The sequence below is a fragment of the Methylosinus sp. RM1 genome (assembly GCF_011378635.1).
Classification (GTDB): domain Bacteria; phylum Pseudomonadota; class Alphaproteobacteria; order Rhizobiales; family Beijerinckiaceae; genus Methylosinus; species Methylosinus sporium.
This window is the reverse complement of record NZ_WOVC01000013.1, coordinates 86716-109260: the sequence shown is the minus strand read 5'-3', so window position 1 is coordinate 109260 and position 22545 is coordinate 86716. Positions and strand designations below refer to the sequence as shown.

The 22545-nt window shown below is 65.1% G+C and carries 22 protein-coding genes; 11 read left to right on the top strand and 11 right to left on the bottom strand.

Features of this window, described 5'->3' with window-relative positions:
• Nucleotides 1-255: 255 nt before the first annotated feature.
• Together FMZ75_RS11515 and FMZ75_RS11510 are read right to left on the bottom strand one after the other, a co-directional pair.
• A complete protein-coding gene (locus tag FMZ75_RS11515; protein WP_166142897.1) occupies nt 256-825 on the bottom strand; it encodes a hypothetical protein in 570 nt (189 codons plus the stop codon).
• A 20-nt stretch (nt 826-845) separates the two neighbouring features.
• Nucleotides 846-2018, bottom strand: a complete 1173-nt coding sequence (locus FMZ75_RS11510) for a cyclopropane-fatty-acyl-phospholipid synthase family protein (protein WP_246728908.1) — start codon at nt 2016-2018, stop codon at nt 846-848.
• 403 nt (nt 2019-2421) lie between these two features.
• Here FMZ75_RS11510 and FMZ75_RS11505 point away from each other — a divergent pair, with 403 nt between their 5' ends.
• The gene (locus tag FMZ75_RS11505; RefSeq protein ID WP_108916560.1) at nt 2422-2694 is read left to right on the top strand and encodes a hypothetical protein; all 273 of its coding nucleotides are present in this window, start codon (nt 2422-2424) and stop codon (nt 2692-2694) included.
• 75 nt (nt 2695-2769) lie between these two features.
• On the opposite strand, the gene FMZ75_RS11500 is transcribed toward FMZ75_RS11505, so the two are convergent.
• A complete protein-coding gene (locus FMZ75_RS11500) occupies nt 2770-4095 on the bottom strand; it encodes an exopolysaccharide biosynthesis polyprenyl glycosylphosphotransferase (protein ID WP_246728906.1) in 1326 nt (441 codons plus the stop codon).
• Nucleotides 4096-4492: 397 nt separating this feature from the next.
• Between FMZ75_RS11500 and ilvD the strand changes: the two genes are divergently transcribed.
• Nucleotides 4493-6337 carry a dihydroxy-acid dehydratase gene (gene ilvD / locus FMZ75_RS11495; RefSeq protein WP_166142891.1) on the top strand — a complete coding sequence of 615 codons (1845 nt, stop codon included), beginning with the start codon at nt 4493-4495 and terminating at the stop codon, nt 6335-6337.
• Between the two features lie 192 nt (nt 6338-6529).
• Here the strand turns inward: ilvD and FMZ75_RS11490 are convergent, their stop codons facing one another.
• From FMZ75_RS11490 to FMZ75_RS11480, 3 genes are all read right to left on the bottom strand, one after another.
• On the bottom strand, nt 6530-7684 hold the full coding sequence (locus FMZ75_RS11490) for a hypothetical protein (RefSeq protein ID WP_166142889.1): 1155 nt from the start codon (nt 7682-7684) through the stop codon (nt 6530-6532).
• Nucleotides 7685-7848: 164 nt separating this feature from the next.
• On the bottom strand, nt 7849-8700 hold the full coding sequence (locus FMZ75_RS11485) for a 23S rRNA (adenine(2030)-N(6))-methyltransferase RlmJ (RefSeq protein WP_166142887.1): 852 nt from the start codon (nt 8698-8700) through the stop codon (nt 7849-7851).
• Nucleotides 8701-8703: 3 nt separating this feature from the next.
• Nucleotides 8704-9399: a ribonuclease T2 gene (locus FMZ75_RS11480; RefSeq protein ID WP_142861342.1), complete on the bottom strand. Its 696-nt coding sequence runs from the start codon at nt 9397-9399 to the stop codon at nt 8704-8706.
• A 154-nt stretch (nt 9400-9553) separates the two neighbouring features.
• Here FMZ75_RS11480 and FMZ75_RS11475 point away from each other — a divergent pair, with 154 nt between their 5' ends.
• The 3 genes from FMZ75_RS11475 to FMZ75_RS11465 all read left to right on the top strand — a co-directional run bounded on the left by FMZ75_RS11475 (nt 9554) and on the right by FMZ75_RS11465 (nt 12378).
• Nucleotides 9554-10126: a hypothetical protein gene (locus FMZ75_RS11475; RefSeq protein ID WP_370464704.1), complete on the top strand. Its 573-nt coding sequence runs from the start codon at nt 9554-9556 to the stop codon at nt 10124-10126.
• Nucleotides 10127-10146: 20 nt separating this feature from the next.
• The gene (locus tag FMZ75_RS11470) at nt 10147-11607 is read left to right on the top strand and encodes an SGNH family hydrolase (RefSeq protein WP_246728904.1); all 1461 of its coding nucleotides are present in this window, start codon (nt 10147-10149) and stop codon (nt 11605-11607) included.
• Between the two features lie 159 nt (nt 11608-11766).
• On the top strand, nt 11767-12378 hold the full coding sequence (locus FMZ75_RS11465; RefSeq protein WP_166142885.1) for a L,D-transpeptidase: 612 nt from the start codon (nt 11767-11769) through the stop codon (nt 12376-12378).
• A gap of 98 nt (nt 12379-12476) precedes the next feature.
• Here the strand turns inward: FMZ75_RS11465 and FMZ75_RS11460 are convergent, their stop codons facing one another.
• From FMZ75_RS11460 to FMZ75_RS11450, 3 genes are all read right to left on the bottom strand, one after another.
• Nucleotides 12477-12668: a hypothetical protein gene (locus FMZ75_RS11460; RefSeq protein WP_108916486.1), complete on the bottom strand. Its 192-nt coding sequence runs from the start codon at nt 12666-12668 to the stop codon at nt 12477-12479.
• Nucleotides 12669-12673: 5 nt separating this feature from the next.
• Complete coding sequence (locus tag FMZ75_RS11455) at nt 12674-14092, bottom strand: glutamate synthase subunit beta (RefSeq protein ID WP_166142883.1); 1419 nt, start codon at nt 14090-14092, stop codon at nt 12674-12676.
• Between the two features lie 90 nt (nt 14093-14182).
• Entirely contained in the window at nt 14183-15070 is an 888-nt protein-coding gene (locus FMZ75_RS11450; protein WP_166142881.1) for a branched-chain amino acid aminotransferase, read from the bottom strand.
• Between the two features lie 375 nt (nt 15071-15445).
• On the opposite strand from FMZ75_RS11450, the gene FMZ75_RS11445 reads away from it, so the two are divergent.
• From FMZ75_RS11445 to FMZ75_RS11435, 3 genes are read left to right on the top strand one after another with little or no spacing between them, the layout of a single operon-like run.
• Nucleotides 15446-16012 carry a MarR family transcriptional regulator gene (locus FMZ75_RS11445; protein WP_166142879.1) on the top strand — a complete coding sequence of 189 codons (567 nt, stop codon included), beginning with the start codon at nt 15446-15448 and terminating at the stop codon, nt 16010-16012.
• The gene (locus FMZ75_RS11440; protein ID WP_166142877.1) at nt 16009-16788 is read left to right on the top strand and encodes a response regulator; all 780 of its coding nucleotides are present in this window, start codon (nt 16009-16011) and stop codon (nt 16786-16788) included. Before FMZ75_RS11445 ends, FMZ75_RS11440 begins: the two co-directional genes overlap by 4 nt.
• Entirely contained in the window at nt 16785-18152 is a 1368-nt protein-coding gene (locus FMZ75_RS11435) for an ATP-binding protein (RefSeq protein ID WP_166142875.1), read from the top strand. Before FMZ75_RS11440 ends, FMZ75_RS11435 begins: the two co-directional genes overlap by 4 nt.
• Nucleotides 18153-18155: 3 nt before the next feature.
• On the opposite strand, the gene FMZ75_RS11430 is transcribed toward FMZ75_RS11435, so the two are convergent.
• Together FMZ75_RS11430 and FMZ75_RS11425 are read right to left on the bottom strand one after the other, a co-directional pair.
• Nucleotides 18156-18368: a hypothetical protein gene (locus tag FMZ75_RS11430; protein ID WP_166142873.1), complete on the bottom strand. Its 213-nt coding sequence runs from the start codon at nt 18366-18368 to the stop codon at nt 18156-18158.
• A gap of 57 nt (nt 18369-18425) precedes the next feature.
• Nucleotides 18426-19109, bottom strand: coding sequence for an alpha/beta hydrolase (locus tag FMZ75_RS11425; protein ID WP_166142871.1), 684 nt, complete (start codon nt 19107-19109; stop codon nt 18426-18428).
• Between the two features lie 167 nt (nt 19110-19276).
• Here FMZ75_RS11425 and FMZ75_RS11420 point away from each other — a divergent pair, with 167 nt between their 5' ends.
• The 3 genes from FMZ75_RS11420 (at nt 19277) to FMZ75_RS11410 (ending at nt 22526) form a co-directional block, all read left to right on the top strand.
• Complete coding sequence (locus FMZ75_RS11420) at nt 19277-19468, top strand: hypothetical protein (RefSeq protein WP_026191360.1); 192 nt, start codon at nt 19277-19279, stop codon at nt 19466-19468.
• Between the two features lie 112 nt (nt 19469-19580).
• Nucleotides 19581-19895: a hypothetical protein gene (locus FMZ75_RS11415; RefSeq protein ID WP_108916478.1), complete on the top strand. Its 315-nt coding sequence runs from the start codon at nt 19581-19583 to the stop codon at nt 19893-19895.
• 135 nt (nt 19896-20030) lie between these two features.
• Nucleotides 20031-22526, top strand: a complete 2496-nt coding sequence (locus tag FMZ75_RS11410) for an esterase-like activity of phytase family protein (RefSeq protein ID WP_166142869.1) — start codon at nt 20031-20033, stop codon at nt 22524-22526.
• The last annotated feature ends 19 nt before the right edge of the window (nt 22527-22545 follow it).

Here is a 22545-nt window from a genome sequence, read left to right as displayed (position 1 = left end):
CGCGGTCTTGCGTGAACAACGGATGCATCCGACGTTTCACATCACGCAGCGACGACGCCCACAACTCCAGCGTCGTCTCGATCGAAGCTCCCGCCATCCCATGACCCCCGAGACGAATCATGGTGGCTCAGTGAGTCAGAAACCGTTAAAATACGCAACTGTAATGCTAGCGCTTTTCCACCTACTACCCGGCATCATACGAATCGGCGGCGAATCTTCACATTCGCCGCCGAGAATTTGAATGCCCCAAGCCGCTCACAAAGGCGCATCCGGCACGCCATGCACATGGACGTCGCGGCCAGAGTGCTTGTTGAGAATGTCGACGGCGCTTTTCTCATGCGCCGCGTCGCGCGTGCGCACCCATAGCAATATGCCGCCGCGATCCAGCTGCTCTTGCAGATATTGCGCGTGATTCTCGCCGATCAGCCTGGCGAAGAGCGCGCCGACCAGACCGCCGCCGCCGCCGGCGATGGCCGCCGCCGCGAGCGCGGCCGCCATGGTTCCGCCGCTCGCGAAGATCAGCCCCGCCGCGCCGATCGCGCCTATATAGCCGAGGCCGCCGACCAGCGCGCCTTGCGCCTCGCCGATCGACTCGGGCGAGATATAGGCGCCGCGCGGAACATCGGGGTCGTCTGCGACATCCTCGGCTTTCTCATATGCGTGACCGAGCTTTTGCTGCACCGTCAACTCGCCGGCCATCAGGCTGATGTCGGCGCGATCGAAGCCGGAGGTCTGCAATTCGTCGACCGCCTCTTGCAGCGCATCGGCCGCGTCGAACACGCCGACAGCTTCGCGAACTCCATTGGTCTCGTCGCCGGACGCCATGCGATCGTCTCCTTCGAATGTCAGATCGAGCGATACATATAGTCGCGCGTGAGCGGCGCCGCGTCGATGCGCTTGGCCAGCTGAATGTGGAAGTCGACGAGGCCGGAATGTCGAAATCCCGCTTCGCAGCTCGCGAGATAGAAATCCCACATTCGGCAGAAGCGATCGTCGTATATTTCGGCGACGCGCGACCAATTGTTCTTGAATCGCCGCCGCCACATTCTCAACGTCTCGGCATAGTGGAGACGGAGAATTTCAATGTCGGTCGCAAAGAGCCCGGCGCGCTCGATCGCCGACGCGATCTCCGAGAGAGCGGGCACATGGCCGCCGGGGAAGATATATTTTTCGATCCATGGGCTGCCGGCGCCGGGCCCCGCGGCGCTGCCGGTCGTGTCCATCAAGGCGACGCCGTCGTCAACCAGAAGATCGCGCAACTTGCCGAAAAATTCGCAATAGCGGCCGTATCCCACATGCTCGAACATGCCGACCGATATGATACGATCATAGCAGGCCGTCTCCTCGCGATAATCGCGCAGGACGAAGCGAACGCGATTGTCGAGCCCCGTCTCCCGCGCGCGCCGTCGCGCATGGTCGCATTGCGCCTGCGACAAGGTGAGGCCCGTCACCTCGACATCGGCGACGCGCGCGAGATAGAGCGCGAGGCCGCCCCAGCCGCATCCGATGTCGAGCACGCGCTGTCCGCGCCGCAGCATCAGCTTGGCGGCGATATGCGCGAGCTTTTGCTCCTGCGCCCGCTCGAGCGTATCCTCCTGCGTGAGATAATAGGCGCAGGAATATTGACGCTCGGAATCGAGAAACAGCGAATAGAGCTCGTCCGAGAGATCGTAATGCGAGCGGATTTCATCCGGCGCCGCGCTCAGCGAATTGCTGCGCCCGAGGCGCTTTTGCAGGCGCCGCGCCATGGCGCCGGCGCGCCACAGCCAATGGCCATAGCCGCGGCCGAAATTGGCGAAGCACAGATCGAAAAAATCATAGACGTCGCCGCTGGCGACGGTGAAAGAGCCGTCCATATAGGCTTCGCCCAGCGCGATATCGGGCGCCAGCATCAGCTTTTGCGCGAGATTGCGATCCTTTATCTCGATCGTCACCTCCGGCGCGCCGCGCCCGAAACGGCGCACGCCGGCGTCCGGCCCGACGAGCGTCAGCGAACCCGCAGCGATATGTCTCGTCAAGAGTCGATCGAGCGAAAACAATGCCGTCATTCGTGACGCTCGGCTGTGCCTCGGTGAATGGCCGAGCTGTCAAATATCGCCACGCGCCGCGGCTTCAATAAGCGGCGCCGCAATGAGGCTCGGCGCCGCCTCGACCGTGCGCAGACAGACGCCGCCGAAAATAGCGGCAGCTGCGCCGGCGAAAGAGGCTATCGGCCCTGTGCGTTCGCGCACATCTTCCCCGAAGGGCTCGGGCCATTCTCGGCGGGCGGTCAATTCCACCCTCCTCCCGACTCTTCTGCGCCGCCCCGCGAGGGGCGGCTTTTTTCGCCGCCCGGAGCGCGTCGGAGAGCGTCGCTCCGTTTCTTGCATGAGCCGTCCGACGCCAGAGGCGCCGGCGGAAAACGCTCCAGAGGAGATCACATTGCCCGACGAACCGACATTCACCAGAGAACGCCCGAAGACGGTCGGCGAGTTGATCGAAGCCTTGCAGAAGCTGCCGCCAGCGGCGCGCGTCATGGTCCATGGCGAGGACGACAGTCTCTATGATTGCGGCTCGCCGCTGATCGAACTGGTGATGCTCAATCGATATCCCGACAGCAAGGACCATCTCGGCCCGCATCGATTGTCGAGCGGCATGGACGCCGACAAGGCCGTCGGCGTCGTGATCATCAAGGATGCGATCCGGGAGTATTGACGGCGACGAAGCGGGCGAATCGCGGCTCCTCGCCGAAACGCGCCCTCCCCCGCCTCTCGAACGATGATTGCCGCGTCAATAGGCGCGAGAATCGTGGAGCACCATCTTCAGCGTTCGAAATATGATGCCGATGTCCAGCATCAGCGTCCAATTGTCGATATAATAGAGGTCGCAATCCACCCGGTTGCGAAGCTTGTCGAGCGTGTCCAGCTCGCCACGAAATCCCTCGACTTGCGCCCAGCCGGTCATGCCCGGCTTCACCCTGTGGCGCACCGCATAATAGTCGACGAGCTCCTCGAGATTGCGCCCGTCTGTCTTGGTCGACAACGCATGAGGCCGCGGGCCGACGATCGACATATCCCCCACGATCACATTCAATAGCTGCGGCAATTCGTCGATGCTCGAGCGGCGAATCAGACGACCGACGCGCGTGACCCGCGGATCGTCGCGGCTCGTCTGAACGGCGGCGTGCGGGTCTGTCTGCTCCACGAACATGGAACGGAACTTCCACAGTTGGAAAATGCGGCCATTGAATCCGACGCGCTTTTGACGAAAAAAGACAGGGCCCGGAGAGTCGAGCTTGATCGCGAGGGCTGTCGCGGCCATCAAGGGCGCGAGCGCGACGAGGGCGCAACTGGCGATAGCAATGTCTTCGAGCCGCTTGAACCACAAGCTCCAGCCGTGGATCGGCTCCTCCATGCCGCAAAAGGAGATGCGGTCGCCGAATTTCGCGACGCCGCACATATCCGCGAGAACGCGCCGATCGGCCGGCAGAACGAACACGCGGGTCGACAAATGTCGCAGCAGATCGAGATTGCGGAGAACGAGCGGGATCTTGTCCCATGGCGCCGCGAGATAGACGTGATCGATCTCGTCCTGGACGATGCGATCCGACAAATCCGCGAGCTCGGCGAGATCGTTATATTTGGCGTAGCCGACGACGACCTCCTCGTTGCGGGTCTCGCCCTCGATCTCTCGCGGATGCAGCGGCGCGCAGAACACGCCGACCGACAAGGCGCGATGGACGAAGGCGCTCTCCGAGAGCGCCCGCCGAATGCGCTTCAGGACCAGAGCGCGCGCGACGATGGCGAGCGATGCGCTGGCCATGGCCCAGGAAAAGAACCAGAGGCGAGAATAGCTCTCCGCCGACTTGGTCGCCGCGGCGACGCAGATCATCATGGCGAAGGTGGACAGAAAGGAAAGAGCCGCGCGCCTCAGCACATGGCGGCGGTCCAATATGGTGGGCGTCCGATACAGCTCGAAAATATGCGCGAGACCGAATTGCAGAACCGCGGCGAAGAAAATCGCCCAGATTTGCCCGTCATGCGGCGGCTGGCCCGAAAATCGCGGCGAGCTGAAAAGATCGGCGCATAGGAAACCGGCGAAGAGGAGAGCGATCATATCGAAGGCCGCAAATCCAGCGGCGAAATTATACAGAGAAATACGCTTCGACTTCAGCGTTGGCCTATGGGACCACGCGATCTCCCGCGAGTCGCTGTAATCCAACCACATACGCATCGACCCCGAAAATACACGCAAGTAATATACCTTAATTTTCCGCTAACGCAATCCTCGAGCGGGAGCCGATTTTTCAGGAGACCTGAGCGTATTCGCCTATATCGTTCGAAATAAAACTGCTGGACGGCGCGCTTCGCGCCGCGCCCCGCATGACGGGCGCGGGCCGAGCCGCCCGCCTCCCGACGCCGGAGCTCGACGGGCGTCGACTGGTTGCGGGGCCTTGCTCGTTGGGATAGTGCATCCGGGAACACGCGTTTTGCAAGAAGAAGAGAGCCGCCCAATGCCGCCGTTCCGCTCCCGCACCACCACCCATGGACGCAATATGGCGGGCGCGCGCGGCCTGTGGCGCGCCACGGGCATGAAGGACGATGATTTCGGCAAGCCGATCATCGCCGTCGCCAATTCCTTCACCCAATTCGTGCCCGGCCATGTGCATCTGAAAGATCTGGGCCAGCTCGTCGCGCGCGAGATCGAGAAGGCCGGCGGCGTCGCCAAGGAGTTCGACACGATCGCCGTCGATGACGGCATCGCCATGGGCCATGACGGAATGCTCTATTCCCTGCCCTCGCGCGAGATCATCGCCGATAGCGTCGAATATATGTGCAACGCCCATTGCGCCGACGCTCTCGTCTGCATCTCCAATTGCGACAAGATCACCCCAGGCATGTTGATGGCCGCGCTGCGGCTGAACATTCCCACCATCTTCGTTTCCGGCGGGCCGATGGAGGCCGGCAAGGTCACGCTGCATGGCGAGACTCACGCCCTCGATCTCGTCGACGCCATGGTCGCCGCCGGCGACGACAAGGTCAGCGACGCCGACGTCGCGGTCATCGAGCGTTCCGCTTGCCCCACCTGCGGCTCCTGCTCCGGCATGTTCACCGCCAATTCGATGAACTGCCTCGCCGAGGCGCTCGGCCTCGCCCTGCCCGGCAATGGCACTGTGCTGGCGACGCACGCCGATCGCGAGCGCCTCTTCGTCGAGGCCGGCCATCTCATCGTCGATCTCGCCCGCCGCTGGTACGAACAGGATGACGCCAGCGTGCTGCCGCGCTCCATCGCGAAATTCGAGGCTTTCGAGAACGCGATGACGCTCGACATCGCCATGGGCGGCTCCACCAATACGGTGCTGCATATTCTCGCCGCCGCCTATGAGGCGGAAGTTCCCTTTACGATGGCCGATATCGATCGCCTGTCGCGGCGCGTGCCGGTTCTGTGCAAGGTCGCGCCCAGCGTGCCGGACATTCACCTCGAGGATGTGCATCGCGCCGGCGGCATCTACGCCATTCTCGGCGAGCTCGCGCGCGCCGGCCTGCTGCATACGGAGCTCCCCACCGTCCATTCCGCCACGCTCGGCGAGGCGCTGTCGCGCTGGGACGTGCGCGTCTCCAATAGCGAGAGCGTCGCGACTTTCTTCCGCGCCGCGCCGGGCGGCGTGCCGACGCAAGTGGCCTTCAGCCAGAGCCGCCGCTTCGACGCGCTCGATCTCGACCGCGAGAAGGGCGCCGTGCGCGACGCGGACCACGCTTTCTCCAAGGATGGCGGTCTCGCGGTTCTCACCGGCAATCTGGCGCTCGACGGCTGCATCGTGAAGACGGCGGGCGTCGACGATTCCATTCTGAAATTCGCCGGCCCGGCGCGCGTCTTCGAGAGCCAGGACGCCGCGGTCGATGCGATCTTGAACGGAAAGATCGTCGCCGGCGATGTGGTGGTGATCCGCTATGAAGGCCCGCGCGGCGGCCCCGGAATGCAGGAGATGCTCTATCCGACGAGCTATCTGAAATCGAAAGGCCTCGGCAAAGCCTGTGCGCTCATCACCGACGGGCGTTTTTCGGGCGGCACATCGGGCCTCTCCATCGGCCATGTCTCGCCGGAGGCGGCCGAGGGCGGGCTCATCGGCCTGGTACGCGAGGGCGATTCGATAGAGATCGACATTCCGGCGCGCTCCATCCGCCTCGCCGTTTCCGATGACGAGCTGGCGAAGCGCCGCGCGGCGGAAGAAGCGCGCGGCAAGGACGCCTGGAAGCCGGCGAAACGCGCGCGCAAAGTCTCGAAGGCGCTGCGCGCCTATGCGGCCATGACCACCAGCGCCGCGCGCGGCGCCGTGCGCGAGGTTCCAGAAGGCTGAGACACGAGGGAGGACGGCATGGCGCTGACATTGGCGCTCGTCGCGGCGGTCAGGGGCGGCAGCCGCGTGAAGCCCATGTTGAAGGCATAGGCGCAATGACGACCGGCGCCGCGCGAGGCGCTGCGCCGGAGATTTGATCCGCCTCTCGCGTCGTCGCGCGGAGCCGCGCCTCGCTCTCCCCTCTCGTCCGGCTCAGGGACCGCAGCCGCAAATGCGCTGCGCGCCGGGCGCCGACGAGGCGGCCGTCGTGTCGGGCTTCAAGAGCCACCAGCTCTTGGGGGCATAGCGGTGGCAACCGAGCCCCTCCTGGGGATTTATGCGCGTGCCGGCCTCCGCTTTCGGCAGCTGGAGCGCCGCCAGCACGCTGTCGCATCTTCCGACATCCCCTCCCTGCCCGGGCGTGCCGAGATAGGGCGATGTCACGCGATCGGAGGCGATTCCACCGAGCGTGTAGGGGACCGCCGCGCTGCATGTCGTCGTCGGCAGGGTTCGCGCCGAGGTGCAGACCTCAGAGCAGGATTTTCCGGCGTCGCCGAGATAATAGCAGGCGCTCGCCCCGTAATTGCCCATCGGAACGCCGCCGAGCGGGCAGGTGAGCGTCTCGTAATGCCTGTTCCCGGATTCGGGAAAGATCTTGAAAGGCGCTTGCGTCCCGTCGTAGCCATATGTCTTCGGAAGCACGCCGAGATTGTCCATCGTGGGGCTCGTCCACACGACTTTTTGCGGCGAATAGGCGCAATTGCCGCGGCTCTGCTGGCCGCCGAACACTTCCTCCCACTGGACGCTCGAATTCGTCGGATTGAGACGTCCTTTCGGGAAGTCCTGGCTGTCGATCGAGCCGAAAAGGGTCTCCTCCTTCGTCGTCATGTCCATGACGTAGAAGTTCCACCAGCTTCCGTCGACATTCCAGACGCGCAGCCGATAATCGCGACCCTCGACCCAGGGATAGGTCGCGACGATCTGCGCGCCGGGAGCTTGGTCGCCGGCCTTCTGCGACGCCTGACACGAAATGTAGCGATCTGCCGGCAGAGGGCATTTGACGCTTTTCGCGTCGACGACCGTCGTCGGCTTGTAGAATATCGACATGATCACGTTTCGTCTGCCGTCCTGCTGTTGCTGCAGGCCCATATACATCGTGTCATGATCGCTCTTGTCGCCGACGTAGAATTGGTGGGACCAGAAGAACCCGCCGAATTCCGGCGTCGGCGCTCTTTCGATCCGCAAGATCTGATCGAGATTGTATCCGCTGTGATCCGGCCATGTGAAATAGGTCGGCGAAAAAGCGAAACACGATCCCGCGAACGTCATGGCGGCGATGTTACACAAAAATGCGACGAAAAACCTCATGCGCGCCTCCGGGCGTCTGGTCGAAAATCGACGGGCCGAGCAGCTCGATCACATCGACGCATGATTTTAGCACGAGCTTGACAGCATGGCTCGGCCGCATTTCGGACATGCACAGCGCGATCACGGATTTCCTCACGACAGGGACGGCGCGCGAGATTCGAATCTCACTCGCCACTCACCCATTCGATCTCGCATTTCGCGCCCGCCCCCTGCGCCAGCCGCTTTTCGAGAAAGGCGCAAATCGCCCTCGCCTCCTCCTCGAAGGTGAAGGGCGGATTGACGACGATGAGCCCTGTGCTCCGCAATTTCGTATCCAGATCGGCGCCGCCCACCGAAAGATCGAGACGCAAGATCTTCTTCACGCCGCTCTCGCGCAAGGCGCCGATCAACGAGCGAGACTCCGCCGCGTCCTTGATCGGCCGCCACAGCGCATAAATGCCCGTCGGCCATTTGCGATGCGCCTCGAACAATGCCTTCAGCATACGCTCGGTCTCGTCGCGCTGCTCGAAAGGCGGATCGACGAGCACGAGCCCGCGCCGCTCCTTCGGCGGCACGAAAGCCGAGAGGCCGACATAGCCGTCGAGATGAATGGTCTTGACGCGCTTGTCGCGCGCGAAGCGCGTCTGCAACGCGTCATATGCGTCGGGCAGCAATTCGCAGAAGACGGCGCGATCCTGCGCACGCAGGAAATGCGTCGCGATCAGCGGCGAGCCGGGATAGAGCGCCGGCCGTCCATCGGCGCCGAGCGGCCCCACGACATCGAGATAGGGCGCGAGCAATTCGCGCGATCGCGCATCGGCGCCGGAGAGATCGGCGAGCCGCGCAACGCCGCCGCGCCATTCGCCGGTGCGCTCGGCTGCATCGGCGGAAAGGTCATAGGCGCCCTCCCCCGCATGTGTGTCGATGACGCGAAACGGCGTCTCCTTGCGCGTGAGATAGAGGAAAAGCCGCGCCAGCAGCGCATGTTTGAACACATCGGCGAAATTGCCGGCGTGGAACCCATGGCGATAATTCATCGTCTACAGCGGTGCCGGCACGGAGATTTCGCCCGCGCGGCACGCGCTTCGCACGATCTCGGGACAGGGGCGGAACTCGCGCAGATCGCGCGAGAGGCAGATGCGCACATCCTGCAGCGCGCCCTTGCGGCAAGTGACGGCGAGCATCCCCGGCCGCAGCCGCGGATTGGCGGCGATGAAAGCGCGCTGAATATCGAGCGGCGCGAAACTCTGCGCCTCCCGCGGCCGCTCGAATGGCGCCGGGATCGTCACGCTCTGCGTCGCGCGGCGCACATCGAGGAAATAATCGCTCGGGCTCTTGCCCGAGCAGCGGCCATGCTTGCGCCACTCGTGCCGCGCCAGCCCCTCGTCGGGATAGACCCCTGCGGCATGGTCGAGCGCCATGCGCGAGGGCGTCGCGGCGCCGTCGCAATCGCTGGGGAATCCGTGCTCATATTGCGGCCACAAGCCATGCGTGACAAAGCCTTTGCCGAGGCCGGGCTCGCATTGCGAACGATATTCGCGGCCGCCGCCGCTCGCGCAAAAAGCCGGAGACCAGGAGAGCGTCAGCACATAGAAGTCGAAGGAGCCGGCGCCGCGCGCCTCCGCCGGATCGATCGCCGCGCTCCGCTCACGCTCCGGCTCCGCCATGACGCCGATCGGCGCGAAAAGCGACAGCAGCGCCAGGACCGCGCCGACGAAGATCGATTGCTTGAACATGCGCCGCTCCGCAAAATCCCGGAAGCGGATTGATGCCGGAGCGCGAGGCGCCGCGTCAAGCCTCCGCGCGGCGAAACGGAGGGCGTTGACGCAATCTACTTATTCACTAGGATATCGCATCGACGCGACAGGGCGACGTCATAGGGAAGCTCATATGCCGAGCGCTATTCGCACGCTCCTTGCCGGCTTTGCGCTGCTCGGGCTCGCCGAGCCCGCGCGGAGCGCGCCGATCGTCCCCGCGACGCGCCAGGACGCAGACCGGGGCGCGGCGTCCCGTCTCGCCGACCAGAGGAGCATGAAGATGAGCGAAGAGCTGCGCTATCAGATCCGGCTGAACATCAGCGACGACTACGCCGAGCTCGCCCGCACCGATCCGCAGAACGCCGCGCTCGCGCCGATCGCGGCGATCTTGGCCAAGCATCATGCGGCGCTGAGCAATCAATTCGACGCTTTCGCCCATTATGTCGCCGAGGCGGAGAAACAGGGCGTCGAACATTTTCCGCTCTATAAATGGACCAAGGCGACGATCGCGGATCCGGTCAAGAAGGCCAAGCATGTCAAATCCTTCTCCCTTTATGTCGAAGGCGAGGAGGTCTATCCGAAAGCCGCCGCGGACGCGCTCGAGGCCGATCTCGCGCCGCTGGTCGGCGGCGGCCTGGTCGAGAAGCTTTCCAAACACGACACCGATCCGGCGCATAATCCGCAGGCGCCCGCGCATCTGCGGTGACAGCGCGAGCGCGGCCGCCGATGGCGCGCGCCTCAGCGGGACGCCGGATCGCTTTGCCGCCGGGGCCGCGCTATATTGGCGAAATGCGCAGCCTGTCCCATTCTCTCGGCCTCCTCGCGGTCCTTCTCGTCGCGCTGCTCCTCGGCGGCGTCGAGAGCGCCCGCGCGCAGGACCCTGTCGCGGATTTTTTTCAAGGGCTGTTCGGCGGGAGGCCGCACGCTCCGCAGGCGCGCCCGCCCGCACATGAGACCGGACGAATGCGCCGCCTGGTGCCGCATCGCGAATATAGCGCGCCGGCCTATTGGCGCGGCCAGAGCAAGGCCGCCAAAAAGGAGAAGACCCAAAAGCCCGAGGACCCCGACGCTCCGCCGCCCTTCCATGTGGCGGTGATCGGCGACAGCCTGGGGCAGATGCTGGCCGACGGCTTGGAGGAGGCCTATTCGGACCGCGCCGACATTCGCATTTTGCACAGGGCCAAGGACAGCACCGGCCTCGTGCGCGAGGATTTTTTCGATTGGCCGAAAGCCGCGCGCGAGCTGCTGGCCGGCGGCGACAAGATCGACATGGCCGTCATCATGATCGGCTCGAACGATCGCCAGGCCATTCACGAGGGCTCGGAGACGATGGAGGCGCTGTCGCCGCGCTGGCGCGAGCGCTACGCCCAGCGCGTGGAGAGCGTCAGGGCCGCTTTTCGGGAGAAGAAGATTCCGCTCGTCTGGGTCGGCCTGCCCGTCACCAAGAATGAGCATTTCGCCGCCGATATGGCCAAGCTCAACGATATTTATCGTCGCGCGGCGGCGCAGGAGAGCGCGCCTTTCATCGATATTTGGGAGGCCTTCGCCGATGAGCGCAACCAATATCAGGCCTTCGGCCCGGACATAAATGGACGCATCGTCAAGCTGAGATCGGCGGACGGCGTCCATTTCACGGATGTCGGCGCGCGAAAGCTCGCTCATTTCGTCGAGGGCGAGATCAAGCGGCTGTTCGACGCGCGCCATCCGGCGCCCGACGCGGCGCCGGCCGACGCCGCCGCTGCGCCTCCCGTCCAGCCGTCCATGCAGCCATCCGCCGAGGAAACCGCGCCCGCGGAGGCCGCGGCGGCCGTCGCCCCGCCGATCCAGATCATCGCGCCGAGCGGCCCTGTTCCGGCGGCCGCGCCCATTTTGCCCGATCGTCCGGCGATCGGCCCGCTGCAATCGCTGACGGCCAGCGCCATCGCCGCCGACGGCGAGCTGGCCCGGCGCGGAAAATCGCCCGCCGCCAATGGAGAAGAGGCCCGCGCGACGGCGGCGCGGGCGCTGGTCGACCATATTTACGTAGAGGGCGGCGAACAGCCGAGCCAGCCCGGCCGCGCCGATGACTTCTCTTGGCCCAAGGGCGCGTCTCGGCCGAAGGGTGCGCCAAATCTCGCGCCGACCGCCACGCAGGCGTCGACGCCGGCCCCGGTAGCGGCCCCGCCGTCCGCCGCCGAGACGCGCTGAGGCGCGAAATCCCTCAAAACGCGCAAAAGCCGTCAATTGCGCGTTCAATTCGTCTCGAATGAAGCGCGACGACAGCGCGCCAGCGTCGGAACCGGCGCGCCTCACGCGGCATTTTCCTCCCGCTCGAAGGGCCCGAGGGCCTCGAAGGGAGTAGCCATCATGAATTTTCGTCGTCCGTCTCTTTCCGTCGCGCTCGCTCTGGCGTTCGGCTGCGCCGCGCCGGCCGCGCAGGCTTTCGAAAACCCGTTCGCCTTCCTGTTCAGCGGACGTTCCGCCGCGAACGCTCCGTCCTATTCCGACGGCCAGCTCGCCGGCGAAGCTTCGTCGACCCGCTCGGTCGTCGCCGATCCGACCCGCCAGCGGCCGGGAACGATCACCGTCGATACCCAAAACCGCTATCTCTATCTGTCGATGAACGATGGTCAGGCGATCCGCTATGGCGTCGGCGTCGGCCGACCGGGCTTCACCTGGCGCGGCCACACCCATATCGGCCGCAAGGAGGCTTGGCCGGCCTGGACGCCGCCCTCCGCCATGCTGCACCGCCGCCCCGATCTGCCGCGCCATATGAGCGGCGGAGCCAACAACCCGCTCGGCGCGCGCGCCATGTATCTCTATTCGGGCGGCCGCGACACGATGTTCCGCATCCATGGCTCCAACGAGCCCTGGACGATCGGCCATGGCGTCTCTTCCGGCTGCATACGTATGCTGAACGGCGACGTCACCGACCTCTATAGCCGCGTGAAGGTCGGCACGCAGGTCCACGTTCTCTGACGCGATCCCCGCTCTGACGAAAACCCCGCGCTCGTCCGATCCGAAGCGTGATCCGATCCCATCGGATCACGCTCTCGGCTCTCTATTCGGATCGAAGGTCAGCCGACGCAATTGGCGTTGGTCAGGCCCGACATGACGATCTGCGCGACGGCCCAGACGCCGATCAATATCCAGGCGATGCGCGTTTTCTTCTGCCCGTAGAGATAGGCTCCGCCCATCGGCATGGCGAGCAGCAGATAGGGCAGCGCGGAATTTCCGATATTCTCACAGTACCACAGGGCCGTGGGCATTTTCCTCACCTCGGTAGATTTGTTTCGCCCATCAGAAACGCGTCCACCGAGGCGGCGCATTGCCGGCCCTCGCGGATCGCCCATACGACGAGCGACTGCCCGCGCCGCATGTCTCCGCACGCGAAGACTTTCTCGCGTGACGATCGGTAGGATTTGACGTCGGCGGCTACATTGCCGCGCGGGTCCAGCGTGACCGCGAGCTTCTCCAGCAGGCCCTCGCGGACCGGCGAGACGAAACCCATGGCCAGCAGCACGAGATCGGCCTTCAGCGTGAACTCGCTGCCCGGAACGGCGGCCAGCTTACCGTCGACGCGCTCGCAGCGCAGGCCCGTGACGGCGCCGTCAGCGCCCAGAAACTCCCGCGTCATCACCGCGAACTCGCGCGTCGAGCCCTCGTCATGGGAGGAGGAGGTGCGCAGCTTCAGCGGCCAGTCCGGCCAGGTGACGAGCTTGGCCTCCTTCTCCGGCGGGCGCGGCATGATCTCGAGCTGCGTCACCGAAAGCGCGCCCTGCCGCACCGATGTGCCGATGCAGTCCGAGCCCGTGTCGCCGCCGCCGATGACGACGACATGCTTGCCGGAGGCGAGGATCGGCTCATTGGTGACGAGCGGCTCGCCGGAGACGCGGCGGTTCTGCTGCGGCAGGAAATCCATCGCGAAATGCACGCCGCGCAGATCGCGACCCGGAATGGGAAGATCGCGCGGCTGCTCGGCGCCGCCGGACAGGATCACGGCGTCATGCTCTCCGACGAGCTTTTCCGCCTCGAGATCGACGCCGACATGCACATTGTAATGGAAAGCCACCCCTTCCGCTTCGAGCTGCGCCACGCGGCGGTCGATGAGATGCTTCTCCATTTTGAAGTCGGGAATGCCATAGCGCAGCAGGCCGCCGGCCTTGGCAAATTTCTCATAGACATGCACGTCATGGCCGACGCGCGCCAGCTGCTGCGCGGCCGCGAGACCGGCCGGGCCGGCGCCGACGACGGCGATGCGCTTGCCGGTCTTTTTCTTCGGCGGCTCGGGCAGAACCCAGCCCGCCTCGAAGCCGCGGTCGACGATCGCGCATTCGATCGTCTTGATCGTGACCGGCTGATCGACGAGATTCAACGTGCAAGAGGCCTCGCAGGGCGCGGGGCAGACGCGGCCGGTGAATTCCGGGAAATTATTGGTGGAGTGGAGATTGGCCAGGGCGCGGCGCCAGTCGCCGTTGTAGACGAGATCGTTCCAGTCCGGGATCTGATTATTGACCGGGCAGCCATTGTGGCAGAACGGAATGCCGCAATCCATGCAGCGCGCCGCCTGATTGCGCGTCGCCTCCTCCGAGAGGGGTATGACGAACTCGTCATAATGGCGGATGCGGTCGGCGGCCGGCTTGTATTTGCGGTCCTGCCGGTCGACTTCCAGAAACCCCGTGACCTTTCCCATGCCTCGCCAACCCCTCGGCCCGTCGCGTCAGTCGCGCCTTCGAGGGATTTTTTTACCACGAAGACGCGAAGGACACGAAGCAATTCGTCTTTAGGCGGCGGCCGCCTTCGGATTCACTTCGCGCGTATAGTCTTCGATCAGCGTGCGCGAAATGGCGCCCGGCGTGAAGCGATAGGGGCCGGCCTCGGCGACCGGCGTGACCTCCGCGCCCGTGCCGCAGATGAAGCATTCGCTGAAGCTCGGCAGTTCGTCCGGCATGATGCGGCGCTCGATCACCTCTATCCCGCGGCGGCGAGCGAGATCGATGACCGTGCGGCGGGTGATGCCGTCCAGAAAGCAATCGGCGATGGGGGTGTGCAGCACGCCGTCCTTCACGAAGAAGATATTGGCGCCGGTGCATTCGGCGACGCGGCCCTGCCAGTCGAGCATCAGAGCGTCGGCGTAGCCGCGGCGCTCGGCGCGATGCTTGGAGATGGTGCAAATCATGTAGAGGCCCGCCGCCTTGGCCAGCGAGGGCGCGGTCTGCGGATCGGGCCGGCGATAATCGGCGACGTCGAGGCGAATGCCCTTCATCTTGGCGCCCACGTCGAACATGCTCGGCCAGTCCCACACGGCGATCGCGACATTGATCGTCGAATTCTGCGCGGCGACGGCCATCATCTCGCTGCCGCGCCAGGCCACCGGCCGCACATAGCAGCTGTCGAAGCCATTGGCCTTCACCACCGCGGCCTTGGCGGCGTCGAGCTCGGCGACGCTATAGGGAATCTCGAAATCGAGGATTTGCGCGGAACGCTTGAAGCGCTCGGAATGCTCGGTCGATTTGAAGATCACGCCGCCATAGGCGCGCTCGCCCTCGAACACGCTGGAGCCGTAATGCAGCCCATGCGAAAGAACATGGAGCTTGGCGTCGCGCCAAGGGATGAGCGCGCCATTGAACCAGATGTAGCCGTCGCGCTGGTCGAAAGGCAAAACCGACATCCGACACTCCGATGAGGTCAAGGGCGAAAAAGAAGGGAGCCGTCCCATGCGGCGGCCGGTCTCGAGCCGGCCTTCCCCAAACCACTAGCCATCGGTCAGAAATATGTCAATATAGCTGACGTATAAGTTCAGGATGATCGAATGAACGCCGGAGGGCGTTTCACCCTCCCCTTCAGGGGGAGGGTCGGCCTGCGTAGCAGGACGGGGTGGGGTGCCCCCGAGACTCGGGACGTCACCCCCTCTCGAGCGCCTTCGGCGCTCGACCTCCCCCCTCGAGGGGGAGGTGGAAACGCCTCTCATACCAGCGCTTCCGTCTTTCGCTCGTTCGCCCTGCCCGAGGGTTTTCGCTTCCACCGACATATAGCGGTTCCCGACGTGAAAGCATCCATCGAACGCAAGCCATTGCGCCCGGCCTCGACGCAGACCCACCTCGGACGCGAGCCCGCGCCCGAGAGCGAGCCCATGCTCGATCTCATCGAGCTGTTCTTCTTCGCCTATCGCGATTTCGTCGGCGACGCCGACCGGCTGCTCGAGAATTACGAGTTCGGCCGCGCCCATCATCGCGTGCTGCATTTCGTCTATCGCCGCCCCGGCCTCGCCATCGCCGCTCTGCTCGATATTTTGAAAATCACCAAGCAGAGCCTCAACCGTGTGCTCAAGCAATTGCTCGACGCCGGCTTCGTCGAGGCGCGCGAGGGCGCGACCGACCGCCGCCAGCGCCTCCTCTTCCCGACCGCCAAAGGCGCGCGTCTCGCCCAGGAGCTGGCGACGCTGCAATCGGAACGTTTTCGCCGCGTCTTCGGCGAGCTGCCGCCGGAGGCGCGCGAGACGACCGCGGATTTTCTGCTGGCGATGGTCAACGTCTCCGATCGGGAGAAAGTGCGCGCGCATCTGCCGCCGCGCCGGCGGCGGCGGCCGCTCACCGAAGACGACGCCGCATGAGCGCGCCGGCGCCGCTGACGGCGACCGAGCCCGGCCCGCATATTCTCGTCGTCGACGACGACAGGCGCATACGCTCGCTGCTGTCACGCTATCTCGCCGCCGAGGGCTATCTGGTCAGCGCCGCCGCCGACGCCGTCCAGGCGCGCGCGCGGCTCGCGGACATGACCTTCGATCTCATCGTCCTCGATGTGATGATGCCCGGCGAGAGCGGGCCGGAATTCGCGCGCAAATTGCGCAGCGAGGCGGAGCCGCTGCGCTCCTCCCCCATTCTCATGCTGACCGCCCGCGGCGAGACGGCCGATCGCGTGGCCGGGTTGGAAGCGGGGGTCGACGACTATCTCGCCAAGCCCTTCGAGCCGCGCGAACTGTCGCTGCGCATCGCCAGCATTCTGCGCCGCGCCGGCCGCGCCGCCCGCCCTGCCCCGGCGGCGGCGAGCGTGCGCTTCGGCGCGTTCGGCTTCGATCTCGAAAAGGGCCGATTGCGCGAGCATGATCGAATCGTCCATTTGACGACTCGCGAAGAGGAGATTCTGCGCGTGCTGGCGACGAATGCGGGCGAGATCGTGTCACGGCAGAGGTTGGCGCAGCGCCTCGTCAATGGCAAAGTCGAGAGCGCGGGCGAACGCAGCGTCGATGTCGAGGTGGCGCGGCTGCGCCGCAAGCTCGAGAGCGACGCGCAAGGCCCGCGCCTTTTGCAGACAATCCGCGGCCGCGGTTACAGGCTGTGGGCGGACGCCGTCATCGGATCGGACGAGGAATACGGAAAAGCGCAATGACATCAGCCCTCCCCGCCGCGCTCGACGCCCCGCGCCAGCTCTGGCGGCGCTTCGCCGGCTGGCTGCACGAGCGCATGCCCAAAGGCCTCTACGCCCGCTCGCTGCTGATCGTGATTCTACCGATCGTGCTGCTGCAATCGGCGGTCGCCTATTTCTTCATGGAGCGGCATTGGCAGGCGGTGACGTCGCGCCTCTCCGCCGCCGTGGCGCGCGATGTGGCGGCGCTGATCGATTTCTACGACGCCTTTCCGCAAGGAGAGCATCGCGACATCATCCAGCGCATCGCCGGCGAGGATTTGAGCATAGACGTTCATTTCCTGCCCAAGGAGCCGCTGCCGCCGCCCGCCGCCAAGCCCTTTTTCTCGCTGCTCGACCATACGCTGTCGCGGGAATTGTCGCTGCGCCTGCAGCGCCCCTTCTGGATCGACACGGTGGGGCGCTCCAACATTGTGGAAATAAGAGTCGCGCTCGACGATTCGGTGATGCGTCTGCTCGCGCATCGCACCCAGGCCTATGCGTCGAACTCGGAAATCTTCTTCATCTGGACGGTGATCGCGTCTCTGGTCATCATCGCCATCGCCACCTCATTCCTGCGCAATCAGATCCGCCCGATCCTGCGCCTCGCCCGCGCGGCGGAGGAGTTCGGCAAGGGCCGCGAGGTCGCCTTCAGCCCGCGCGGCGCGCGCGAGGTGCGGCAGGCCGGCGCCGCCTTTTTGGAGATGAAACGCCGCGTCGAGCGCGCCATGGAGCAGCGCACGACCATGCTCAACGGCGTGTCGCATGATCTGCGCACCATCATCACGCGCTTCAAGCTGTCGCTCGCCCTCATCGGCGAGACGGCGGAGACGGCCGAGATGAAGAAGGACGTCGACGAGATGGAGCGCATGGTGGAGGCCTATCTCGCCTTCGCGCGCGGCGACGGCGGCGAGGCGACGGCGGAGACCGATGTGACCGCCATTCTGGACGAGCTGAAAACCGACACCCAGCGGCGCGGCCTTGGGGCCGAGACGAGCTTTGCCGGCCGCAGGCAGGTCGCCGTGCGCCCGGCCGCCTTCCGCCGCTGCCTCGCCAATCTCGTCGGCAACGCCCAGCGCTATGCGAAAAACATATCGCTCACAGCCGTCAATGACGGCCATATGCTGACCATCCACATAGACGACGACGGCCCGGGCATTCCGGTCGAGCGACGAGAAGACGCCTTTCGGCCCTTCTACCGGCTCGACGAATCTCGCAATCAGGACGAGAGCCATTCAGGTCTCGGCCTGGCCATCGCGCGCGACATCATGCGCTCGCATGGCGGCGAGGTGACGCTCGAGGGCTCGCCGCTCGGCGGCTTGCGCGCGACCGTCACCTTGCCGGTGTGACGGTCAGCCCTCCGCCGGACAGGGGATTTCCTTCGTCACGCCTTCGAGAAAGGCCTTCAGGCCGCAATTGGCGCGCAGGGGGCTCGGCTTCTGATTGCCTTCCCAGGTGATGAAGGTGACAATCCCGCGCGGATTGATGGCGATCACCTTGTATCGCTCGGGTCCGCGGGTCGCATAGCATTTGCCTTCTTTTATGTCCTCGGCGGTCAGGGCCATGGCCATATCTCCTTTCGCATAGAGCCTGACCTCGTCCCGCAAGAGCCGTGCCGAGCCTCAATGCGCGTGATCGTGGTCGTCATGATCGTGGTCGTGATCGTCTTGCGCCGCGCTCTTCTTGTGCGCGACATGCTCGGTGAGGAAATCGCCGGCGGCGATAACGCCATCGTCGTCCATCGCATGATCGAGCCCCTTGCGCGTCATCGACCAGACCTTGGCGCCCTGCCCCGTCAGCTCAACCTTTGTCTCGCGTGCGGCGGCGAGCGGCGAAACCACGTCGGCGTCGCCATGGATCAGCAGAATGGGCGGCGCGCCATCGGCGCCGACGGGCGGAGCGCCATAGGGACCGCCGGAAAACGCCACCACCGCCGCCGCCGGCCCCGGCCGCGCGACGCCGGCGAGCAGCGCGAGCGTCGCCCCCTGCGAGAAGCCGACCAGCGCCAGATGCGAGGCCGGAAGGCGGCGCTTCGCCAGCGCCGCCTCGAGAAAGCGCTCGAGCGCCGCCAGCCCTTTGGCGAGCCCCTCTGGATCACCGCCGTCGAACCAGCGCTTCACGCCATCGACGCCCGCGGGCGCTTCGGCGGCGAGAAATTCGGCCTTGGGCATGGTGGGAGCCCAGTTCAGCGCATGATCGACCATGGTCTGGCCGTCGGCGCCCTCGCCATGCAGCATCACGACGAGAAAGGCGGGCTTGCCGCAGGAGAGAGCGGCCAGCGCCGGCCCTTCGACAATGTCGGTCATGGGGTTCGTCCTCCTTGCCCCGGCGCTCCGCCGGCCGCGAGGCGAGGTTCAATAAGCGTGCCGCCGCATGTCTCGCCATATGGCGCCCAATCTGCTTCGCCACAGTCGCGCCGGGGACGGACCGGCGCACCGTGAGAACAGACGCAGCAAAGCAACAGGAGGACCGCGTGGCGGACTACAAAGTGACGGTCGAGGAGCAGGCCGACGGAAAATGGGCCTGCTTCCTGCACGTTCCGGGCGAGGAGCCGTATAATCTCGGCAAATCCTTCAAGAACGAGGACCGCGCCGAGGCGTGGCTCACCGTCGGCGAAGCGACGACCGCGATCGACATGGCGGTGGCGAAGCTCACCAAGAAGTGAGCCTGCGGGAAGGGCCGCGATGTGCGCCTGTCGGCTATCCGACAGGCGATCCCGGCCCTTCGTCCATTTTGTCCCGCGCCGCCGAAGCCGCGCGCAGCAAGGAGCGAAAAAAATGGCCGTTGATTTGAAGGGCGATTGGACCGACGCCGACATTGCGAAGCTGATCGGCTCGGTCGTCGACGACCGCGACTGGCGCCTCGAGGTCAGCGCCGACGGAATCGCCTCGCTCGCCGACAAGACGGCGCATCCCACCGACGACGCCTACGACAACACGCTCCACTGCTTCCTCGAGACATGGATGCAGGGAACGGATTTCGTCGGCCCCTCGGCGGCCGGCGACAAGGACCTCGTCGGCAAGATCGCCAAGGCGCTGCGCGAGAACTACCCGACGCTCAAGGGCCTCAAATTCGTCTACGTCTCCTTGTGACGCTCGCGAATTGTGGCGGAAGGGCCACAGCCTGAGAATGTTTCCGTCCTGTTAGCGACCGTGGCCAGACCGTCACGGAATCGTTAACGGGCGGCCATAGACCGACCTCCGGCCAAGCTAAAGCCGGGGGATAAAATGCCTTTTCGTAACTGGTTGCTCGCGTCCATCTCGACGCTCGCGCTGCATGGCGCCGCAACGGCGCAGACCTATCGCACGCCCAATGTCGTCGCCAATGACGGGGCCGCCTCTATCAGCATGGGAGGCGTGACCTTCACCAATCAAGGTCTCGTCGGAACCGGACGTCTTCCGGCTGGGACGGTCGATTTCCTCGGCGACACGCTCGGCTCCTTCTCGAGCCTCGCCATCGATCCTTATTCCTGGCGGCGCAGCGGCTCGACTTTCGTCGCGACCATGCTCGCCCTGCCCGACCGCGGCCTCAACGATCCCGCCAATGGCGTCTTCTCCGATTATGCGGGACGGCTGCTGCGCTTCAACATCGCCTTCTCGCCCTATTCGGGCGCGAATCTCCCCGCCTCCACCAGCTCGCAGAATCAGGTGCAGATGACGCCCGACGGCGGCGTTCTGCTGCGCGACAATCAGGGCAAGACATTCACCGGCGCCGATTCTGGGTCGGGCGGCGCCGTCAATCTCTTCGGCCGCCTCGCGCCGAGCCCTGCCGCCGGCATAGGCGCCGGCAAGATATCGCTCGACGCGGAGGGCCTCGCCTTCAAGACCGACCGCAGCTTCTACGTCAGCGACGAATATGGCCCGTCGATCTTCTATTTCGACGCCAATGGCAATCTCGTCGGCTCGGTCGGCGTTCCCTCTTCGCTGCTGCCGCGAACCAATGGCGCGATCGACTTCAACTCGACCGTCGCGCCGACGACGGGACGCCGCAACAATCAAGGCCTCGAGGCGGTCTCGGTGAGCCCGGACGGCAACCGGCTGTTCGCGATCCTGCAGAGCGCGACGATGCAGGACCAGGCCTCTGGACAGCAAACGCGCAACAATACGCGCATCCTGGTCTATGATATTTCGCTCAATCCGACGCCGGCGGCGCCGATCGAGACCTATGTGCTGCAGTTGCCGACCTACAGGCAGAACGGCGATGGCGGCAGCGCCAATCGCACCGCGGCGCAGAGCGAGATGGTGGCGCTCAACGACAAGCAGTTCCTCGTGCTGGCGCGCGACGGAACCGGCCAGGGTTCGGCGGCCGGCAATCCGATCATGGTCAAATCCATCTATCTCGTCGACATCGGACAGGCGACCAATGTCTCCGGCACGGCCGCCGATACGACGGCGGGCGGCCAGGTCGCGCCCAATGGCGTGCTGAATCCGGCGATCACGCCGGCGCAGTCGGTCGAGCTCGTGGACATGCTGAACACGACACAGCTCGCCCGCTTCGGCCTCAACCTCAACAATGGAGCGCCCGGCCAGTCGGCGCAGTCGCAGCTCACCCTGTCGGAGAAATGGGAGGGCATGGCGCTCGTCCCGACGCTCGTCGAGGGCCGGCCGAACGACTTCTATCTCTTCGTCTCCAACGACAATGATTTCACCACGACCAATGGCGTGATGCAGGGCCAGACCTACAACTCCGGCCAGAACAACGACAATATGGTCCTGGTCTATCAGCTCACCCTGCCGACCGCCGTCGATCCGCTGTTCCTCAAATCCATGCGCGACACGGCGCCTCAGGTGCTCGGCCGCATCGACGCCGGCGCTCTCGGCCTCGCCTCCAGCGCCGCCGCGCCGGTCATCGCGCAGCTGCAATCGATTCGACGCGCGCAGAGCGGCGTCTTCGCGGCGCAGGGCCTCTCGACCTGGCTCGGCGGCAATGTCGATTTCGGCCCCACTTCGTCGCGGCCCGGGCTCGACGGCGACCGCACGCTCTATGGCGGCTCCTTCGGCGTCGATTATGGCTGGAAGGAGATTCGCGTGGGCGTCGCGGCGACGGTGCGCGCAGGCCAATATGGCGGCGGCGCGCTGGGCTATTTCGACATTTCGCCGACCGTCTCGCCGAGCCTCTACGCCGGCTATTTCGGCGATCTCTTCTATCTGCACGGAACGGCGACCTTCTCGCCGGACGTCGGCTTCTCCGACATTCGCCGCCTCGGCGCCTATGGGCTCACCGGCGTCGGCCGCACCAGCGTCGATTCTTACGCGTTCGGCGGCGAGATCGGCGCCAAGCTGAAGCTAGACGCCTTCCAATTCACGCCCTTCTTCGGCGTGACGCAGACCCATGCGACCATTCGCGGCTATACGGAGAGCGGCGCCGCCGGCGGCAATGTCGTTTATCCAGAGCACTCGACCTATGCGACGACGCTGCGCTTCGGCGGCGAGGTCTCGGCCTCTTTCCTCGGCGTCAATCCTTGGGTGCGGGTCGCCTATAATGAGATGCTCGACCGCGATCCCAGACGCGTGAACGTCAGCCTCGCCGGCGTGCTCAGCCAAATGGCGACGCAGACGATCCTCATTCCGACCTATGATCGTAACTCCGTCACGGTCGGCGTCGGCGCGCAAGGCGATCTCGCGCCGAATATCGGCTGGCACATCGGCTATGACGCCGATGTCGCGACTCGCAACGGGGCCGTCGCCCATTCGGTGACGACGGCCGTGCGCATCGGCTTTTGATGAAAGCGGGACGACGCCG

Coding starts and splice junctions, on each gene's coding strand:
- FMZ75_RS11515 (WP_166142897.1), bottom strand. CDS start 825: ATGGCGTCCGGCGACGAGACCAATGGAGTTCGCGAAGCTGTCGGCGTG.
- FMZ75_RS11500 (WP_246728906.1), bottom strand. CDS start 4,095: ATGATCGCTCTCCTCTTCGCCGGTTTCCTATGCGCCGATCTTTTCAGC.
- ilvD (WP_166142891.1), top strand. CDS start 4,493: ATGCCGCCGTTCCGCTCCCGCACCACCACCCATGGACGCAATATGGCG.
- FMZ75_RS11490 (WP_166142889.1), bottom strand. CDS start 7,684: ATGAGGTTTTTCGTCGCATTTTTGTGTAACATCGCCGCCATGACGTTC.
- FMZ75_RS11485 (WP_166142887.1), bottom strand. CDS start 8,700: ATGAATTATCGCCATGGGTTCCACGCCGGCAATTTCGCCGATGTGTTC.
- FMZ75_RS11480 (WP_142861342.1), bottom strand. CDS start 9,399: ATGTTCAAGCAATCGATCTTCGTCGGCGCGGTCCTGGCGCTGCTGTCG.
- FMZ75_RS11475 (WP_370464704.1), top strand. CDS start 9,554: ATGCCGAGCGCTATTCGCACGCTCCTTGCCGGCTTTGCGCTGCTCGGG.
- FMZ75_RS11470 (WP_246728904.1), top strand. CDS start 10,147: ATGGCGCGCGCCTCAGCGGGACGCCGGATCGCTTTGCCGCCGGGGCCG.
- FMZ75_RS11465 (WP_166142885.1), top strand. CDS start 11,767: ATGAATTTTCGTCGTCCGTCTCTTTCCGTCGCGCTCGCTCTGGCGTTC.
- FMZ75_RS11460 (WP_108916486.1), bottom strand. CDS start 12,668: ATGCCCACGGCCCTGTGGTACTGTGAGAATATCGGAAATTCCGCGCTG.
- FMZ75_RS11455 (WP_166142883.1), bottom strand. CDS start 14,092: ATGGGAAAGGTCACGGGGTTTCTGGAAGTCGACCGGCAGGACCGCAAA.
- FMZ75_RS11450 (WP_166142881.1), bottom strand. CDS start 15,070: ATGTCGGTTTTGCCTTTCGACCAGCGCGACGGCTACATCTGGTTCAAT.
- FMZ75_RS11440 (WP_166142877.1), top strand. CDS start 16,009: ATGAGCGCGCCGGCGCCGCTGACGGCGACCGAGCCCGGCCCGCATATT.
- FMZ75_RS11435 (WP_166142875.1), top strand. CDS start 16,785: ATGACATCAGCCCTCCCCGCCGCGCTCGACGCCCCGCGCCAGCTCTGG.
- FMZ75_RS11430 (WP_166142873.1), bottom strand. CDS start 18,368: ATGGCCCTGACCGCCGAGGACATAAAAGAAGGCAAATGCTATGCGACC.
- FMZ75_RS11425 (WP_166142871.1), bottom strand. CDS start 19,109: ATGACCGACATTGTCGAAGGGCCGGCGCTGGCCGCTCTCTCCTGCGGC.
- FMZ75_RS11415 (WP_108916478.1), top strand. CDS start 19,581: ATGGCCGTTGATTTGAAGGGCGATTGGACCGACGCCGACATTGCGAAG.
- FMZ75_RS11410 (WP_166142869.1), top strand. CDS start 20,031: ATGCCTTTTCGTAACTGGTTGCTCGCGTCCATCTCGACGCTCGCGCTG.